This window comes from Salipiger sp. PrR003, assembly GCF_010500785.1.
GTDB lineage: Bacteria > Pseudomonadota > Alphaproteobacteria > Rhodobacterales > Rhodobacteraceae > Salipiger > Salipiger pacificus_A.
Genome location: NZ_JAAGOV010000024.1, coordinates 113,089 through 129,689, shown reverse-complemented (window position 1 = coordinate 129,689; position 16,601 = coordinate 113,089). Strand labels below are relative to the sequence as shown.

The following is a 16,601-nucleotide window of genomic DNA, read 5'->3' as shown; positions in this document are numbered from 1 at the left end:
GGCCGCCCCAGCGCATGTCTAGTGGGCAATCATCACGTGCCGCGCCACGGTGTAATCCTCGAGCGCATACATCGACATGTCCTTGCCGTAGCCCGACTGCTTGAGCCCGCCGTGCGGCATTTCGTTGACCAGCATGAAGTGGGTGTTCACCCAGGTGCAGCCGTATTGCAGCCGTGCCGACATATCGAGCGCCCGGCCGATGTTCTCGGTCCAGACCGACGAGGCAAGCCCGTACTGGCTGTCGTTGGCCCAGGCCACGGCGGTGTCGGCATCGTCGAAGCGGGTGATCGAGACGACGGGGCCGAAGACCTCGCGCTGGACGATCTCGTCCTCCTGCAGGGCGCCCGCGATGACCGTGGGGCGGTAGTAGAAGCCCGAGCCCTCGTGCAGGGCGCCGCCGGTGGTCACCTCGATGTGTTTGAGCTCCGAGGCGCGCTGCACGAAGCTTGCCACCCGGTCGCGCTGGCGCAGGGAGATGAGCGGCGGGATCTCGTTCTTGGTGTCGTCGGCATCGTCGAAGGTGATCGAGGACACGGCCGAGGAGAGATCCGCCACCAGATTGTCATAGACCTTCGCGCCTGCGTAGATGCGGCAGGCGGCGGTGCAATCCTGCCCGGCGTTGTAATAGCCGAAGGCGCGCAGCCCCTCGACGACGCGACCGAGATCGGCGTCGTCCATGACGATGACCGGGGCCTTGCCGCCCAGCTCCAGATGCGTCCGCTTGACCGACTTCGAGGCCGCCTGCAGGACTTTGCGCCCGGTCGCCACATCGCCGGTGATCGAGACCATGTCGACCTGCGGGTGGTTGATCAGCGCGTTACCGACCGTGGCGCCTTGGCCGACGATCACGTTGACCACGCCTGCGGGGAAGATCCCGGCGATGATCTCGGCCATCAGAAGCGCGGTCAGCGGCGTCTGCTCCGAGGGCTTCATCACCACCGTGTTGCCGCCCGCGAGCGCCGGGGCCAGCTTCCAGGCCATCATCATCATCGGGTAGTTCCAAGGCGCGATCGAGGCGACGACGCCGATGGGATCGCGGCGGATCATCGAGGTGTGGCCCTCCATGTATTCACCCGCCAAGGGCCCGTGCATGTTGCGCACGGCGCCGGCGAAGAAACGGAAGCAGTCGGCCACCGCAGGCACCTCGTCGCCGCGCACGCAGTCGATCGGTTTGCCGCAGTTGAGCGATTCCAGCGCCACGAACTCCTCGGCCCGCGCCTCGATGGCGTCGGCCAGCGCCAGCAAGAGGCCGGAGCGGTGCGCCGCGGTGGTGCGCGCCCAACCGGGGAAGGCGGCGCGGGCAGCGCCCACGGCGCGGTTCACCTGATCCATGTCCGCCTCGGGCATCTTCACGATCAGCTCGCCGGTGCGCGGGTTGAGCACCGCTTCTTCGGTCTCTTTCCCGGCTTCCTGAGCGCCGCCGATCAGCATCTTGGTCTGCATGATGTCCTCCGTTACTTTCCGTTCTTTATTTGCCCTGACCGGCGACCGCTTCGGTCCCGCGGGTGAGATAATAGGCGCCCAGGATGGGCAGCAGGGTGACCAGCACCACCACCATGGCGACCACGTTGGTCACCGGGCGTTCGCGCGGGCGCACCAGTTCCTCGAGCATCCAGATCGGCAGCGTCTGCTGCTGCCCGGCGGTGAAGGTGGTGACGATGACCTCGTCGAAGCTGAGCGCGAAGGCCAGCATGCCGCCGACCACCAGCGCGGTGGCGATATTGGGCAGGATGACGTACCGCAGCGTCTGAAAGAGGTTGGCGCCCAGATCCATCGAGGCCTCGATGAGGCTGCCGCTGGTGCGGCGGAATCGGGCGACGGCGTTGTTGTAGACGATCACCACGCAGAAGGTCGCGTGGCCGAGCACGATGGTCCAGGTGCTGAACGGCACCTCGGCGATGGAAAAGGCCGAGCGCAGGGCGATGCCCGTCACAACGCCCGGCAGGGCGATGGGCAGGATCACCAAGAGCGAGATGCTCTCGCGACCGAAGAACTTCGTGCGGCTCACCGCGGCGGCGCAGAGCGTGCCGAGGATCATCGCGAGCAGCGTCGAAATCGCCGCGACCTTGAGGCTGAGCGCCATCGCCTCCCAGACGTCGGGCCGGTCCCAGGTGGCCGCGAACCACTTCAGCGTGTAGCCGGGCGGCGGCCACTGGAAGGATTTCTCTTCCGTGGTGAAGGCGTAGACGAAGATGAGCAGGATCGGCAGATGTAGGAACAGCAGGCCCGCGGCAGCGGCGATCTTGAGCTTCAGAGAGGCGCGCTCAGAGTGCATCGAAGGCCCCCATGCGCTTGGCGATCCAGAGGTAGACGCCCATGATCACGATCGGCACCACGGCGAAGGCGGCGGCCAGCGGGATGTTCCCGGCGATGCCCTGATGCTGGTAGACCGCCTGGCCGATGAAGAGCCGCGAGGTGCCGATGATCTGCGGGATGATGTAATCTCCGAGCGTCAGCGAGAAGGTGAAGATCGAGCCCGCGACCACCCCCGGCAGCGCCAGCGGCAGCAGCACGTGGCGGAAGGTCTGCGAGGGTGTCGCGCCGAGATCGCCGCTGGCCTCGAGCATCGAGGTCGGCACCCGCTCCAGCGCGGCCTGGATCGGCAGCACCATGTAGGGCAGCCAGACGTAGACGAAGACAAGGAAGGTGCCGGTGGGGCTGACCGAGAGCGAGTTGCCCCCGATGACCGGCAGCGCGAGATAGGCGTCGAGCAGCCATGTCAGGTGGAGCCCGTCGAAGATCCAGGTCAGGATGCCTTCCTTGGCGAGGATCAGCTTCCAGGCGTAGACCTTCACCAGATAGCTCGACCACAGCGGCATCATGATGCCGAGGTAGAAGAGCGCCCGCCACGCGCCCCTGGCGTAGCGCGCGGCATAGTAGGCGATGGGAAAGGCGACCGCGGCGGAGGCCACCGTGACCAGCGCCGCCATGCCCACCGTGCGGCGGATGATGTCGAAGTTGGCCGGGGTGAAGAGCTCGGCGTAGGTCGCCAGCGTGAACTCGTGGTTGATCAGCCCGGTGAAGTGGTCGATCGAGAAGAAGCTCTGCAGCAGCAGCGCGAAGAGCGAGCCGAGGTAAATGATGCCGAGCCACAGCGCCGGCGGCGTCAGCAGGATCAGCAAGAGCAGCGTCGGACGCCGCCAAAGCGTGTCGGAGACCCGGGTCAGAAGCCCTTCGGAAGGGCCAGCCTGCGCGGTTGGGCTCGTATCCACCATGCTCATGCCCCGGCCCGCTGGCTGGCCCGCATCAGGTGCAGATCCTCGGGTGCCCAGCTCAACGCCACCTCGTCGCCCTCGCGGGGGCGCAGCGCGTCCTGCGGCAAGAGCGCGGTGAGCCGGGTGCCGTCCGCGTCGAAGCTGACCCGCGTGCTGAGGCCGAGGAAGCTGAGCCCGGTGACACGCGCCTTCAGCGGCCCCTCGGAGGTCAGCCGCAGACGCTCGGGGCGGATCGCGGCCGGGCAGGTCTCGCCGGTCAGCCGGGCGACCAGCGCCTCGGGCAGCACGTTCGACGAGCCGACGAAATCAGCGACAAAGGGCACCTCGGGTCGGAAGTAGATGTCCTCGGGGCTGCCGACCTGGATGATCTTGCCGTCGTTGAACACCGCCACGCGGTCGGCCATCGACAGCGCCTCGCCCTGGTCGTGGGTGACGAAGACAAAGGTGATGCCAAGCTGGCGCTGCAGGGTCTTCAGCTCTTCCTGCATCTGCTCGCGCAGCTTCAGATCGAGCGCGCCGAGCGGCTCGTCGAGCAGCAGCACGCGCGGCTTGTTGACCAGCGCGCGAGCCAGAGCGACGCGCTGGCGCTGGCCGCCCGACAGCTCGGACGGTTTGCGGCTGCCGTAGCCGCCGAGCCGCACCATCTCGAGCGCCGCCTCGGCCTCGGCGTGGCGTTCGCGTTTGCCACGCCCGGCGATCATCAGCCCGTAGGCGACGTTGTCGCGAACGTTGAGATGCGGGAACAGCGCGTAATCCTGGAACACCGTGTTCACCTGCCGCTTGTAGGGCGGCAGATCGGCAACGGGGGCGCCGAAGATGCGGATGTCGCCCGCCGTCGGGCGCTCGAAGCCGGCGATCAGGCGCAGGCAGGTGGTCTTGCCCGAGCCCGAGGGCCCCAGCATGGCGAAGAACTCGCCTTCGGCAATGTCGAGGATGACGTCATCCACCGCCTTCACCGCCCCGAAGTGGCGGGAGACGTGGTCGAAGCTCACGGCTGGCATGGGAGTGTTCCGGTTCTTGTGCCCGCGCCGCAGGGTGGCGGCGCGGGGAAGGTCAGGGAAGGCGATCAGCGGCCGCCGATCACGCCGATGTAGTCGGACACCCAGCGGTAGTAGGGCACGCATTCGTCCTGGCTTTCGCACTTGGCCACCGGGGTCTTCCAGAACTTGATCTTGTCGAACTGCGCGAGGCCGTTGGCGTCGCAGCCTTCCTGGGTCTGCATGCCCGACCCGTCCGAACAGGCGGAGGGCACCGAAGGCACGGCGCCGAACCAGACCGAGAGATCGGACTGCAGGTTGGACGAGAGCGTGTGCTCCATCCACATGTAGGCGCAGTTTGGATGCTCGGCCTCGGCATGCAGCATGGTGGTGTCGGCCCAACCGGTCGCGCCTTCCTCGGGGATCACCGAGGCGACGGGCACGCCGTCGGCCTGCAGCAGGTTGACCTGGAACGGCCAGGAGCCCGAGGCGACCATGCCTTCGTTCTTGAAGTCGTCGATCTGGATGAAGGCGTCGTGCCAGTAGCGGCTCACCAGCTCGCGCTGGCCGCGCAGCAGATCGAGCGCGGCGGCATATTGGTCGGCGTTCAACTCATAGGGGTCGGTGATCCCGAGTTCGGGCTGGTGCGCCATCAGGTAATTGGCTGCGTCTGCGATGTGGATCGGCCCGTCATAGGCCTGCACCCGTCCCTTGTTGCTCGATCCGTCGGCGAGGGTTGTTTCCTCGAACACGACGTTCCACGAGGTCGGCGCCTCGGGGAAGGCCTCGGTGTTGTACATCAGCACGTTCGGGCCCCACATGTAGGGGGTGCCGTAATGCTCGCCGTCTACCGTATGCCAAGGCGCGTCCTTCAGGCGGTCGTCCACCTTGCTCCACGAGGGGATGAGGTCCACGTTGATCGGCTGCACCCGCTTGCCGGCGATCATCCGCAGCGAGGCGTCGCCCGAGGCGGTGACGAGGTCAAACCCGCCCTCGTTCATCAGCGCCACCATCTCGTCCGAGGTGTTGGCGGTTTTCACGGAGACCTTGCAGGAGGTTTCTTCCTCGAACTTGGTCACCCAGTCAAAGGCGGCATCGGTCTCGCCGCGCTCGATGTAGCCGGCCCAGGCGACGATCGACAGCTCACCTTCGCCCTCGCCGATCTCGGTCATCTGCGCGACGGCGCTCGTCGCCAGCGAAGCGGCGGTGATCGCGCTCACTGCGGCGGTGATGAAACGGTTGGTCATTGCACTCTCCCTGTGGGCAGGCCGCAGGAGACGGGTGGCCGTGCGAGACACGTCCCCGGCTCGGGCGACGGCCCGAAATTCGCTGTTGGTGTCAGAGCCGGTGGCGACCTGCGCCGCGGCACGGGGGCGTCTTTCGGCCGTTCGGCCACGCGCCATTCTCCCGCACGAAAATCATGTGACGCCGTCGCTGCGTTCGCAAATTCATAAATCAGAAATGAGCATTCGGAAAAACCGATAGCTCGCCCCTTCAGAAACGCCCCGGTCTTTCCGCCTGTCCCATCCGCGCCAGCGACAGGAAATCCTGCACCGCTTCCGAGAGTGGCAACCCCTTGCGCCAGACCATGCCCACCTGCACGATCGGCAGGCTGCCCGAGACGTCGCGGCTCTCGATCCGGTCGCCGTCGAGCGACCACGGCCGATAGACGAGGTCCGGCAGCAGCGCCACGCCCGCGCCGGTGGCGACGAGGCTGCGCACCGCCTCCACCGACCGCGTGCGAAAGGCAATCTGCGGCTTGCGTCCGAAGGCCGAGAGCAACTTCACCGCCTCCTCCTCCATCTCGTCGACGTTGAGCATGATGAGCTGTTCGCGCGCCACGTCGTCGAGGCCGATGCTCTCTCGGGCCGTCAGCTTGTGGCCCAGCGGCAGCCAGAGCCGGAAGGAGGACACGTCGAGGATCTCGGATTGCAGCGCCATGCGGTCGCGCAGGTTGGAGATCACCATGACCGCCACGTCGAGCTCGCCCCCGATCAGCAGGTGCTCGAGGTATTCGCCCTGATCCTCCAGAGCCGAGACCTCCACCGCAGGGTTCATCCGCCGGTAACGCGACAGCAGGTCGGACATGACGTAGCCCGCCATCAGTGAGGTCACCCCGATGTTGAGCCGCCCCTGCGTGGTGCCCGGTGCGCGCTGAAAGGCCCGCCGCGCGCCCGACACGTCCGACAGGATCTTCGTCGCGTGGCGCAGGAACTGGTGGCCGCTGTGGGTGATGTCGAGGCCGCGCGCGTGGCGCTCGAAAAGGGTGACGCCAAGATCGGCCTCGAGGTTCTTCAGTGCCTCCGTCACCGCCGATTGGGAGATCGACAGTATCTGCGCCGCGCCGATGACCGAGCCCTTCTCGGCCACGGCGACGAAATAGCGGAGTTGTTTCAAGGTAAAGGACATGGCGCGCTCCCCCGGGTGTCAGGCGCATTGAAGGGCGCTTTGCGCGCACCGCGCAAGCCTGTTCCTCGGGGAAGGGGCAACGCGCCGCCAAGGTGGGCTGGAGCGCGGACAATGAGGGCAGAGGTGGCGCGGCGAGGCGCATGAGGGATATATTATGCTCATATCGGACATAATCTTGGAATGAGATTGCTGTGTTCGGCGGTCCAGGAGAGCGCATTTGGAAACTCTTGCGCCTCTGCCGATGCTAGGCTGCTTTCAACCGCGCTGAACGCGCAAAGCTGCCCCATCGAGCCAGAAGAGCATCCCATGTCCTGCACAGATCCCACCGCCCTGCTGACCTCCTTCCGTCAGGCCCTGCCGCCTGTGGCACGGATGGGCGAAGACCTCGTGGGCAAGGGCGCGATGGTGGATGGACCTTTCGGGCCCAAGCCGCTGGTCTACGCCGATTACGTCGCCTCGGGCCGGGCGCTGAAGACGCTCGAGATGTTCCTGCTCGAGAGCGTGTTGCCCTATTATGCCAACAGCCACACCGAGGCGTCCTTCTGCGGCGGATTCATGACCCGGCTGCGGGCCGCCGCGCGCGCCACCATTGCCGACCATTGCGGCGCCGGTCCCGAACACGCGGTGATCTTCGCGGGGAGCGGGGCGACGGCGGGGATCAACCGGCTGGTGCATCTGCTGGGCGCGGACCATGGCAAGGTGAAAGTCATCCTCGGCCCCTACGAGCATCACTCCAACATTCTGCCGTGGCGCGAGAGCGGTGCCGAGGTGGTCGAATTGCCCGAGGCGGGCGGCGGCGGGCCGGAGCTTGCCGCGCTCGATGCGGCGCTCGCCGACAAGGCGGACTACGACCGGGTGATCTGCGCCTTCTCGGCGGCCTCGAACGTCTCGGGGATCATCGCCGACGTCGCGGGCCTCACCCGCCGGGCAAAGGAAGCGGGTGCGCTGATGGTCTGGGATTATGCCGGGGGAGGGCCCTACCTGCCGATGGCCATGGACCAGCAGGGCGCAGGCATCGACGCGCTGGTCTTCTCGCCGCACAAGTTCATCGGCGGGCCGGGCGCCTCGGGCGTGATGGTGCTGCGCCGCGATGCTGTGGTCGCCGAGCATCCGACATGGGTCGGCGGCGGCACCGTGCGCTTCGTGTCCTCCGACGGGCATGACTATTCCGGCGCGCTGGAGGCGCGCGAGGAGGCGGGTACGCCCAATGTCGTCGGCGACATCCGCGCGGCCCTGGCGGTGATCGTTAAGGAAGAAATCGGTGCGGATCACATGGCGCAGCGCAACGCCGAACTGGCCGCGCGCGCCATCGTCGCATGGCAGGCCGAGCCCGGCATCGAGCTGCTCGGCAACACCGGGGCCGCGCGCCTCCCCGTCCTCTCTTTTCGCCTGCGCGACCCGCGTGGCGGGTACATCCACCAGCAGCTGGCCACGAAGATGCTGAGCGACCGGTTCGGCATCCAGGCCCGCGGCGGCTGCGCCTGCGCCGGCCCCTACGTGCTGCGCCTGCTGGGCTTTGACACCGAGGCCGCGGCGCGGATCCGCGCGGCGATCCTGTCGGGCCAGGAACTGGAGAAACCCGGCTTCGTACGGCTCAACCTGTCGGTGCTGATGAGCGAGGCAGAGGTGGATTTCATATTGCAGAGCGTCGCCACGCTCTCGCGCGACGCGGTGGCCCACGTGGGCAGCTACGAGGTGGACGGCGCCCGGGCGATCTTCTCGGCCAGCGCGGCCTGAAGCCGGGCTTCAGACGTAGTCGAGCGGCAGCTCGGTGCTCGACTTGATGGTCTCCATCGCGAACATCGACGAGACGTCGTGGATCTCGACCTTCTGGATCAGTCGCTGGTAGACCTTGTCGAAGGTCGCGATATCCGGAACCACGACGCGCAGCATGTAGTCGACCTCGCCCGCCAGACGGAAAATGTCGACGATCTCGGGGATCTCCTCGGCCGCCTTGACGAAGGCGCGCGCCCAATCGCGGCTGTGCTGGTTGGTGCGGATCGCCATGAAAACCGAAACCCCGACGTTGAGCTTCTCCTCGTCGAGCAGCGCCACGCGGCGCTTGAAATAGCCGCGCTCCTCGAGCTTGCGAATGCGGCGCCAGCAGGGCGTGGTGGTGAGGCCGATCTCGGCGGCGATCTCGGTGACCGGCATCTCGGCGTTGCGCTGGAGCAGTGCGAGGATCTTCCGATCGTAGGTGTCGAGCATTGATTTCTTCCCAAGGCTGAAGTTGGGGAAATCTATCCTAAGAAGTCGGGCAATGGTAGGTCCGCGAAGGCTGAGGCGACCAGGGGCAGAAGGCCGCTGACCTCGCACCACGGCCGCGCTATAGGGGAGAGGCGCCGTCCGGCCCGGGTGCCACGGCGGCATACTTGGAGTCGCGGCGTGCTGTTCATCACCATTTGGCCCTTGTTCGGGCTCATCTGCCTGGGGTTTTTCCTGTCCCGCAAGGGGTTTCCCGACGCGGGCTTCTGGCCCGCCGCGGAGCGCCTGAACTACTTCCTCCTGTTCCCGGCCCTGCTCGTGTCGAGCCTGCTTCGCGCGCCGCTGGATGATCCGCAATTGCTGAAGCTCGGCGGGGCGACCGTCGCCACGATCTGCCTCGTGGCGCTTGGCATGGCGCTGGCACGCCGCCTCTGGCCGACACCCGCGGCGCGCTTCGGCCCCGCGCTGCAGGGGGCGGTGCGCTTCAACACCTACCTGGGGCTGGCGATCACCGCGAGCCTTGCCGGCCCCGAAGGCGTCTCGCGCGCGGCGGTTTATCTCGCCATCGCCGTTCCCCTGGTCAACGTGCTGTCGATCGTGGCGCTGAGCGAGGCTGAGGTGCTGCGCCGTCCCGGGGTGCTGCTGAAGACCATGCTGCGCAATCCGCTGATCCTTGCCTGCCTTGCCGGGATCGCGCTTGCGCTTGTCGGCGCGGGGCTGCCCTTCGGCGCAGACCGCTTCCTCGAGTTGCTCGCGCGCGGCAGTCTGCCGCTTGGCCTCTTGTGCGTCGGCGCGGCCCTCCGGCCGGGATCGCTGCGCGGGGATCTGCCGGCGCTCGCGGGCAACGCGGCGCTGCGTCTGGTGCTTGTTCCGGGCATCGCGGCGCTGGTGGCGGCGGCCGTCGGCCTCGGCCCGGTGGAAGCCTTGGTGCTGGTGGTCTTCTCGGCAATCCCGACCGCGCCGACGGCCTACGTGCTGACCCGGCAGATGGGCGGGGACGGCACGCTCATGGCCGGGCTGGTGACGGCGCAGACCCTGCTCGGCGTGCTGACGATTCCCCTCGTGTTGCTGGTGCTGGGCCTGGGCTAGGGCGGGCCTGCGGGCCGCGTGCATAGGTTCAAGCCCACGCAGGGAGGCCGCCGCGCCTGGCCCGCGGCGGGAGAATTTGTCGCCAAAAGCGTTCTGAAAATGCGTACGCTCTAAATTTGTGCACTTACTCCGAGACGGCAGAACCGGGCGCCATGCAGAGATTGCCGGAAAATCACTTGTTTTCTCCGAGATTCGGCGACCCACCGGAAGTGGCGCATCGCGCCCTCAGGAATTGTTCAAAAAACATGCGGCCTGAGAACTGCGAAATTTCCGTTGATCGGCCCGGTTTGCGCGTTCCATAAATGAGGCCACGAGTAGAAGCGGTCTGGACCAAATCCTGGACATTGCTCGCCAGAAGTTCCGACTCTGACGAGGCCAGATATGACCAGCAACTACCGGGCTAAAAAAGATAAAATAGAAACAAAGGATCTCGCGACGCACCAATGCCGGGCCTGCCTGATGTGCGCGGATCCGGAACGGCGGCGCTGTGCCCGCGACCGGATGCGCGCCGAGGGCATCGGCAAGGCCGAGATCGACCACCTGCAACTGTCCAACAAATCAGCACACTAGGGAGAGACCTCCACATGTTGTCCAAGTCCACCACGCTCACGGCCCTCGGGCTCGCGCTCAGCGCGACCACCGCGCTTGCCGGGGACCCGGTCACGTACCAGCTCGACTGGCTTCCGGGGGGCGACAAGGCGCCCATATACGTCTGCGTCGACCAGGGCTTCTGCGCGGATGCGGGCCTCGACGTCACCATCGCCTCGGGCCGAGGCTCGTCGGATGCGATCTCGCGCCTTGCGGCGGGTTCGTCCGACATCGGCATGGCCGACATCGGCGCGCTGATGGCCGCCAAGGCACAGGAAGGCGTCGGGGTGACCTCGGTGATGTCGGTGTTCAACAAGGGACCGCATGCCTTCTACACGGTCAAGGACAGCGGCTTCGACAGCGTCGCCGACGCAAAAGGTAAGAAGATCGCCACGTCGCCCTTCACCTCTTCCAACGTCTACCTCCCGCTGGTGCTGAAGGACGTGGGCCTGAGCGAGGCCGACTTCGAGCTGACCAAAGCCGACGCCGGCGCGCTCGGGCCGATGCTGATGACCGGGCAGGTCGACGGCATCGTCGCCTGGATGACCGACCTCTCGCGCTATCAGGGCCAGGGCAAGGACGCGGGCAAGGAGATCATCGCGCTGCCCTGGTCGGCTGCTGGCCTGGAACTCTACTCCGCGTCGCTGAATGCCAACGATGCCTTCCTCGCCGAACGTCCCGACGTCGCCGCGCGCTTCGTCGCCGCCTTCAAGAAGTCGATCGAGTTCTGCAGGACCAACCCGGAAGACGCCGCGCAATCCGTGGTCAACATGGTGCCGGAGCTGGAGCATGGCGACGTGCTCGGCTCGCTCAACGACATGCTGGCGCTGGTGTACAACGAGGTGACCGAGGCCGACGGGCTCGGCGTCTTCGAGCCGGGACGGCTTGCCGCCACATGGAACCGCGTGTCGCAGGCGCAGGGACTGGACGGGGCGGCACAGAACCCCGAGGTCTTCGTGACCCGCGATTTCCTGCCCGGCGGGGAAGGCTGATGGAAACCCCCGCCGCCATTCGTTTCGACCGGCTGGGCCAGGTCTTCGAGACCGGCTCCGGCCGGGTGGAGGCCCTGCGCAACGTCAGCTTCGAGGTCGCCCGGCATGAGTTTCTCGCCGTGCTTGGCCCCTCGGGCTGCGGCAAGTCCACCTTGCTGCGCATGATCGCCGGGTTGCTCGAACCGACTTCGGGCACGGTCGAGGTGTTCGGGCGGCGGGTCACCGGCCCGCGCGAGGACATCGGCATCGTCTTCCAGAAGCCGACGCTGCTGCCCTGGGCCACGATTGAAGACAACGTGCTGTTCCCCGTCCGCCACAAGCGTGGACGGGTGGGCCGCCACGACCGCGACCGGGCGCAGGACCTGCTGCGCATGGTCGGGCTCGAGGGATTTGGCAAGCGCCTGCCAGACGAGCTGTCCGGCGGCATGCAGCAGCGCGTCGGGATCGCCCGCGCGCTGCACATGGACCCCGATATCCTGCTGATGGACGAGCCCTTCTCGGCGCTCGATGCGCTGACCCGCGAGGAAATGGGCTTCGACCTGCTGCGCATCTTCGGCGAGCGCCCGAAGACCGTGGTCTTCATCACCCATTCCGTCAGCGAGGCGGCGCTCCTCGCCGACCGCGTGTTGGTCATGACCGGTCGCCCCGGTTCGGTGCTGACCGAGCTGCCGGTGCCGGTTGCCCGCCCGCGTGGCCGCGAGACGATCAAGGATCCGGCGGTCACCGAGATTGCCGCCCACCTGCGCGACCTGCTGCTGCAAAGGGATGCCGCCTGATGAGCCTTTCGATGCCAGATTTTTCCAAGCCCGAAAGCAAACGCCCCGATCTACGGCGCATCCTCGCCGCGCCGGGCGTCGCCGCGATCCTCACCATCCTCGGCACAGTCGCGCTCTGGGAGCTTGCCGCGCGCTCGCTGAATATCCCCAGCTACCTGCTGCCGGCTCCGAGCTCGATCTTCTCGACCTTCCCCAGCATCGGCGCGGAACGCTGGGCCGGCCACGTCTGGGCAACGCTGCGGGTCGCGCTGCTGGGCTTCGCGCTGGCCATCGCCATCGCCATTCCTCTGGCTATCGCGCTGGTGCGCTCGCCGGCGCTGAACCGCACGCTCTACCCGCTGTTGGTTATCGTGCAATCCACGCCGGTCGTCGCCATCGCGCCGATCATCATCGTGGTTCTGGGGGCCGGGGATGCGCCGCGCATCGTCATCACCACGCTGATCTGCTTCTTCCCGATGGTGGTCTCCACCGCCACCGGGCTTGCCGCCACGCCGCCTGAACTCATCGAGCTGTCGCGGAGCCTGCGCGCCCCGGTCTTTCGAGAAATCACCCAGATCCGGCTGCCTTTCGCCGTGCCCTACATCTTCTCGGCGCTGAAGATCTCGGTGACGCTGGCGGTGATCGGCGCGGTTGTGGCCGAGTTCTGCGCCTCGGACGCAGGCGTCGGCTACTTCATCCAGTTCTCGACCTCGATGTTCAAGCTGCCGCAGGCCTGGGCCGGGCTCTTCGTCCTCGCCGCCATGTCACTGGCCTTGTTCCAGGCGGTGAGCTGGGCGCAGAAGCTGCTCTTCCCCTGGAGCCTGCCGCGCAAGCGTTGAGACCTCGCGCACCTCTTTCGCATTGGGCGGCCCGCCGCCCGGTGCCTTCCCCCGGAGTAGAAGCAGTCAGGCCACGGCCCGGACATTGCTCCCCACCCTGCCGGACCTTCCGGCACCCTACTTTGGAGACCGCAATGAGCACCAACTACGATCTTGCCGAGCTGAACAAGGAAACCACCATCGGCGGCATGGGCAGCACCATCGAGCGTGACGTCCCTGCCATCGATCTGTCCGACTTCGACACCCGCAAGCACGAGATCGCCGACGCCCTCTGGGACGCCGCCACGGGCATCGGCTTCTTCCAGGTCTACAACCACGGCATCCCCGAGCAAGACATCGACGCCGCCTTCGACACCGCCTGGGAGTTCTTCGAGCTGCCGACCGAGGTGAAGGCGCAATACCCGATGCCGAAGGGCACCAACGCCGGTTGGGAATTCAAGGCGCAGGTGCGCCCCTCCACCGGCACGCCCGACAACAAGGAAAGCTATCAGGTCACCCGCCCGCTGATGCAGGGCAAGTGGCCGACCGAGGAAGAGCTTCCCCGATTCAAGGAACGCGCGCTGAAGTTCGAGCGCCAGAACTGGGAGCTGGGCATGCGGATCCTGTCGTGCTTTGCGCTTAAGATGGGCTTTGCCGAAGATTTCTTCACCCATGCGCATGACCCTGAGTCGGACCAGTACCAGTCGACGCTGCGGCTCATCCACTACATGTCGATGGAAGACGCCAAGCCAGAGGACTTCAAGGCCTGGCGCGCCGGGGCGCATTCGGACTTCGACTGCCTCACCATCCTGCACCAGAAGGAAGGCGAGGGCGGGCTGCAGGTCTGCCCGGGCAAGGACGCGGGCTCCAATGCCTGGACCGACGTGCCGCCGCGCCGCGGCTACATCACCTGCAATATCGGCGACATGCTGATGCGCTGGTCGGACGATCAGCTGCAGTCGACGCTGCACCGGGTGCGCATGCCCTATGAGGGCGAGTACAAGGGCCGCCGCCTGTCGCTGCCGTTCTTCTGCCAGGCCAACCGCGACGCGGTCATGCAGGGTCCCTTGGGCAAGTACGAGCCGATCACCGCGGGCGACTACCTGACCATGCGCATCAATGCCAACTTCGCCGCCAGCCAGGCCGCCAAGAAGTAAGGCGTTGAGCATGGGCCGTTCGGGTGACACCATCACGACAAAGGGCAGGGCGCAGAACCCTGCCAGACCCAGCTTTGGAAGGTCCATGCTGCACGGACGCGCTCTGCGCTACATCGACGAGGTCGCCCGTCAGGGCTCCATCCGCAAGGCGGCGCGCGAGTTGAATGTCGCCGCCTCCGCGGTCAACCGGCAGGTCCTCGAGGTCGAGGCCGACTTCGGCGTACCGATCTTCGAGCGCCTGCCTCGCGGGTTGAAGCTGACCGCCCCGGGCGAGCTGCTCATTGCCCATATCCGCGAGACGCTGAAGGGCCACGACCGCCTGCAGGCGCGCATCCATGCGTTGAAGGGCCTGTCGCACGGCGAGGTTACCGTCGCCACCATGGCGACGCTCGCCGCCGGTCGGCTTGGCGACGTGGTGGCCGAGTATTGCGAGCGTCATCCGCGGGTCGAGCTGAAGGTCACCGTCTGCAACCGTTCCGAGCTGATGGAGATGGTGGCTTCGGGCGAGGCCGAGATCGGCCTTGGCTACAACCTGCCCGAGGACAACCGCATGCAGCTCTCGGCCGTCTTCCAGCACCGGCTTGGCGCGGTGGTGGCGCCGGGTCACCCGCTCACGGCCAAGCCGAACGTGCGCGTCGCCGACTGCCTGATCTACCCGCTGGTGCTGGCCTCGCAGCAGCTGTCGCTGCGGCCGCTGATCGAGAACCTCGCCCCGGCCAATGCCGATCTTCGGCCGGTGGTGGAAACCAACTCGACCGAGATGATGAAGCGCCTCGTGCGCCGCCCGCCGCATGTGACCTTTCTCAACCGCGTCGACGTCGACCAGGAGTTGCGCGACGGCGATCTTGCCTTCCTGCCGCTGATGGCCGCCGCCGGACGGCAGCGGCTCAGCCTCGTGCACCGCAGCCGCGGGGCGGTCAGCTCGGCGGCGGACGGCTTCATGCAGGCGATCAAGGACCACTTCGGGCAGGGCGAAAGCTGAGCCCCCGACAAGCTACGGAAAGACCTGAGATGACCACCAAGATGCACCGCCGCCTCGAAGAGGCGTTCGCGGCAGGCGGAGACCTGCTGCTCACCCAGTTGCGCTGCCCCGCCGCGCTGTTGACCGAGGGTGCGCCCGTCGGGGCCCCGGTGGACGCCGACGGCACCGCGCGTGTCGATCTGCTGATCCGCGCCGGGCGCATCGCTGCTGTCGCGGCGCCGGGCGGGATCGCTGCGGATGCGCCGCGCCTGAGCCTTGAAGGACGGCACGTCTGGCCGATGCTGGTCGACGCCCACACCCATCTCGACAAGGGTCACGTGATGGGCCGCGCGCCCAGCTCCGGCGGCACCCATCCCGGCGCGCGCGAGGCCACGACCCGTGACCGCATCGCCCATTGGCGGCACGACGACCTGATCCACCGCATGGACTTCGGGCTCTCCTGCGCAGAGGCGCATGGCGTCGCCGCGATCCGCACCCATCTCGACAGCCACGAGGGGCAGGGCGAAACCGTCTGGGGCGCCTTTGCCGAAATCCGCGAGGCCTGGAAGGGGCGGGTCGCGCTGCAAGCCTCGGCGCTGGTGCCCTTCGATGCCTGGGGCACGGACTACGCGGTGCGCCTTGCCGACATCGTGGCCGAGCACGGCGGGCTGCTCGGCGGGGTGACCCGCCCGTCCGGCGGCACCCATGGTGCGCTTGATGACATCGAGGCTCTTCTCGACCGGGTCTTCACCCTGGCCAAGGAGCGCGACCTCGACCTTGACCTGCACGTCGACGAGGCCGCCGAAGCGGATGCCCTCCCGCACGTGGCCCGCGCCGCGATCCGCCATGGCTACGAGGGGCGGGTGACCTGCGGCCATTGCTGCTCGCTCGCGCGTCTGCCCGAGCCCGAGATGCACGCCACCATCGCGCTGGTGAAGGCGGCGGGGCTCTCGCTGATCACCCTGCCGACGGTCAACATGTACCTTCAGGACCGCGTGCCGGGCCGCACGCCGCGCTGGCGCGGGGTGATGCCGATCCACGAGCTGCGTGCCGCCGGGGTGCCGGTGGCGGTGGCCGGAGACAATTGCCGCGATCCCTTCTACGCCTACGGCGATCACGACATGCTCGACACCTGGCGCGAGGCGGTGCGGATCTGCCATCTCGACCATCCGTTCGGGGACAGTGCGGGTCTGGCGGGGAGGGCTCCGGCGGCGATCTGCGGGTTCGAGGCGGGCAGCCTCGGCGCCGGGCGCCGGGCCGATTTCATGGTGCTTGATGCCTGGAGCCTCGACCAGATCATCGCCCGGCCTCAGTCCGACCGGCTGCTGGTGCGTGAGGGGCGGGTGTTGGATATCCGCCCGCCATCCTACGAAGCGCTGCACCTGGCCCGTTCCGAGGCGGAGCCAGAGCCGGCCTGACTTGCGCGGGCCGGGTG

General features: G+C 67.2%; 16 protein-coding genes. 9 read left to right on the top strand and 7 right to left on the bottom strand.

The genetic code is table 11. The features are described from left to right. Nucleotides 1-18: 18 nt before the first annotated feature. From G0D83_RS02695 to G0D83_RS02670, 6 genes are all read right to left on the bottom strand, one after another. Nucleotides 19-1,443 carry a gamma-aminobutyraldehyde dehydrogenase gene (locus G0D83_RS02695; protein WP_164189268.1) on the bottom strand — a complete coding sequence of 475 codons (1,425 nt, stop codon included), beginning with the start codon at nucleotides 1,441-1,443 and terminating at the stop codon, nucleotides 19-21. A 25-nt stretch (nucleotides 1,444-1,468) separates the two neighbouring features. Then, a complete protein-coding gene (locus tag G0D83_RS02690) occupies nucleotides 1,469-2,275 on the bottom strand; it encodes an ABC transporter permease (RefSeq protein WP_164189266.1) in 807 nt (268 codons plus the stop codon). Continuing rightward, a complete protein-coding gene (locus G0D83_RS02685) occupies nucleotides 2,265-3,215 on the bottom strand; it encodes an ABC transporter permease (RefSeq protein WP_164189264.1) in 951 nt (316 codons plus the stop codon). The genes G0D83_RS02690 and G0D83_RS02685 overlap by 11 nt, the downstream gene beginning before the upstream one ends. A gap of 2 nt (nucleotides 3,216-3,217) precedes the next feature. Then, nucleotides 3,218-4,216, bottom strand: a complete 999-nt coding sequence (locus G0D83_RS02680; protein ID WP_164189262.1) for an ABC transporter ATP-binding protein — start codon at nucleotides 4,214-4,216, stop codon at nucleotides 3,218-3,220. Nucleotides 4,217-4,281: 65 nt separating this feature from the next. Then, nucleotides 4,282-5,439, bottom strand: a complete 1,158-nt coding sequence (locus G0D83_RS02675; RefSeq protein WP_164189260.1) for an ABC transporter substrate-binding protein — start codon at nucleotides 5,437-5,439, stop codon at nucleotides 4,282-4,284. Nucleotides 5,440-5,686: 247 nt separating this feature from the next. Then, nucleotides 5,687-6,601: a LysR family transcriptional regulator gene (locus G0D83_RS02670; protein ID WP_164189258.1), complete on the bottom strand. Its 915-nt coding sequence runs from the start codon at nucleotides 6,599-6,601 to the stop codon at nucleotides 5,687-5,689. A 306-nt stretch (nucleotides 6,602-6,907) separates the two neighbouring features. Here G0D83_RS02670 and G0D83_RS02665 point away from each other — a divergent pair, with 306 nt between their 5' ends. Continuing rightward, complete coding sequence (locus tag G0D83_RS02665; protein WP_164189256.1) at nucleotides 6,908-8,338, top strand: aminotransferase class V-fold PLP-dependent enzyme; 1,431 nt, start codon at nucleotides 6,908-6,910, stop codon at nucleotides 8,336-8,338. 9 nt (nucleotides 8,339-8,347) lie between these two features. Here the strand turns inward: G0D83_RS02665 and G0D83_RS02660 are convergent, their stop codons facing one another. Continuing rightward, nucleotides 8,348-8,809: an Lrp/AsnC family transcriptional regulator gene (locus G0D83_RS02660; RefSeq protein ID WP_108969012.1), complete on the bottom strand. Its 462-nt coding sequence runs from the start codon at nucleotides 8,807-8,809 to the stop codon at nucleotides 8,348-8,350. A gap of 177 nt (nucleotides 8,810-8,986) precedes the next feature. On the opposite strand from G0D83_RS02660, the gene G0D83_RS02655 reads away from it, so the two are divergent. The 8 genes from G0D83_RS02655 (at nucleotide 8,987) to G0D83_RS02620 (ending at nucleotide 16,584) form a co-directional block, all read left to right on the top strand. Beyond that, nucleotides 8,987-9,895 carry an AEC family transporter gene (locus G0D83_RS02655; RefSeq protein WP_164189254.1) on the top strand — a complete coding sequence of 303 codons (909 nt, stop codon included), beginning with the start codon at nucleotides 8,987-8,989 and terminating at the stop codon, nucleotides 9,893-9,895. A gap of 381 nt (nucleotides 9,896-10,276) precedes the next feature. Next, nucleotides 10,277-10,465 carry a hypothetical protein gene (locus tag G0D83_RS02650; RefSeq protein ID WP_164189252.1) on the top strand — a complete coding sequence of 63 codons (189 nt, stop codon included), beginning with the start codon at nucleotides 10,277-10,279 and terminating at the stop codon, nucleotides 10,463-10,465. 14 nt (nucleotides 10,466-10,479) lie between these two features. Next, nucleotides 10,480-11,475: an ABC transporter substrate-binding protein gene (locus G0D83_RS02645; RefSeq protein ID WP_164189250.1), complete on the top strand. Its 996-nt coding sequence runs from the start codon at nucleotides 10,480-10,482 to the stop codon at nucleotides 11,473-11,475. Beyond that, on the top strand, nucleotides 11,475-12,251 hold the full coding sequence (locus tag G0D83_RS02640) for an ABC transporter ATP-binding protein (protein ID WP_108969016.1): 777 nt from the start codon (nucleotides 11,475-11,477) through the stop codon (nucleotides 12,249-12,251). The genes G0D83_RS02645 and G0D83_RS02640 overlap by 1 nt, the downstream gene beginning before the upstream one ends. Next, nucleotides 12,251-13,069: an ABC transporter permease gene (locus G0D83_RS02635; protein ID WP_203595155.1), complete on the top strand. Its 819-nt coding sequence runs from the start codon at nucleotides 12,251-12,253 to the stop codon at nucleotides 13,067-13,069. The genes G0D83_RS02640 and G0D83_RS02635 overlap by 1 nt, the downstream gene beginning before the upstream one ends. Nucleotides 13,070-13,203: 134 nt before the next feature. After that, nucleotides 13,204-14,205: an isopenicillin N synthase family oxygenase gene (locus tag G0D83_RS02630; RefSeq protein ID WP_164189248.1), complete on the top strand. Its 1,002-nt coding sequence runs from the start codon at nucleotides 13,204-13,206 to the stop codon at nucleotides 14,203-14,205. A gap of 85 nt (nucleotides 14,206-14,290) precedes the next feature. After that, nucleotides 14,291-15,187: a LysR family transcriptional regulator gene (locus G0D83_RS02625; protein WP_164189246.1), complete on the top strand. Its 897-nt coding sequence runs from the start codon at nucleotides 14,291-14,293 to the stop codon at nucleotides 15,185-15,187. A gap of 29 nt (nucleotides 15,188-15,216) precedes the next feature. Next, nucleotides 15,217-16,584, top strand: coding sequence for a cytosine deaminase (locus G0D83_RS02620; RefSeq protein ID WP_164189244.1), 1,368 nt, complete (start codon nucleotides 15,217-15,219; stop codon nucleotides 16,582-16,584). The last annotated feature ends 17 nt before the right edge of the window (nucleotides 16,585-16,601 follow it).

Bases quoted from the DNA above. Each gene is read 5' to 3' on its own strand.
- G0D83_RS02695 (WP_164189268.1), bottom strand. From the start codon at position 1,443: ATGCAGACCAAGATGCTGATCGGCGGCGCTCAGGAAGCCGGGAAAGAG.
- G0D83_RS02690 (WP_164189266.1), bottom strand. From the start codon at position 2,275: ATGCACTCTGAGCGCGCCTCTCTGAAGCTCAAGATCGCCGCTGCCGCG.
- G0D83_RS02685 (WP_164189264.1), bottom strand. From the start codon at position 3,215: ATGGTGGATACGAGCCCAACCGCGCAGGCTGGCCCTTCCGAAGGGCTT.
- G0D83_RS02680 (WP_164189262.1), bottom strand. From the start codon at position 4,216: ATGCCAGCCGTGAGCTTCGACCACGTCTCCCGCCACTTCGGGGCGGTG.
- G0D83_RS02675 (WP_164189260.1), bottom strand. From the start codon at position 5,439: ATGACCAACCGTTTCATCACCGCCGCAGTGAGCGCGATCACCGCCGCT.
- G0D83_RS02670 (WP_164189258.1), bottom strand. From the start codon at position 6,601: ATGTCCTTTACCTTGAAACAACTCCGCTATTTCGTCGCCGTGGCCGAG.
- G0D83_RS02665 (WP_164189256.1), top strand. From the start codon at position 6,908: ATGTCCTGCACAGATCCCACCGCCCTGCTGACCTCCTTCCGTCAGGCC.
- G0D83_RS02660 (WP_108969012.1), bottom strand. From the start codon at position 8,809: ATGCTCGACACCTACGATCGGAAGATCCTCGCACTGCTCCAGCGCAAC.
- G0D83_RS02650 (WP_164189252.1), top strand. From the start codon at position 10,277: ATGACCAGCAACTACCGGGCTAAAAAAGATAAAATAGAAACAAAGGAT.
- G0D83_RS02645 (WP_164189250.1), top strand. From the start codon at position 10,480: ATGTTGTCCAAGTCCACCACGCTCACGGCCCTCGGGCTCGCGCTCAGC.
- G0D83_RS02640 (WP_108969016.1), top strand. From the start codon at position 11,475: ATGGAAACCCCCGCCGCCATTCGTTTCGACCGGCTGGGCCAGGTCTTC.
- G0D83_RS02635 (WP_203595155.1), top strand. From the start codon at position 12,251: ATGAGCCTTTCGATGCCAGATTTTTCCAAGCCCGAAAGCAAACGCCCC.
- G0D83_RS02630 (WP_164189248.1), top strand. From the start codon at position 13,204: ATGAGCACCAACTACGATCTTGCCGAGCTGAACAAGGAAACCACCATC.
- G0D83_RS02625 (WP_164189246.1), top strand. From the start codon at position 14,291: ATGCTGCACGGACGCGCTCTGCGCTACATCGACGAGGTCGCCCGTCAG.
- G0D83_RS02620 (WP_164189244.1), top strand. From the start codon at position 15,217: ATGACCACCAAGATGCACCGCCGCCTCGAAGAGGCGTTCGCGGCAGGC.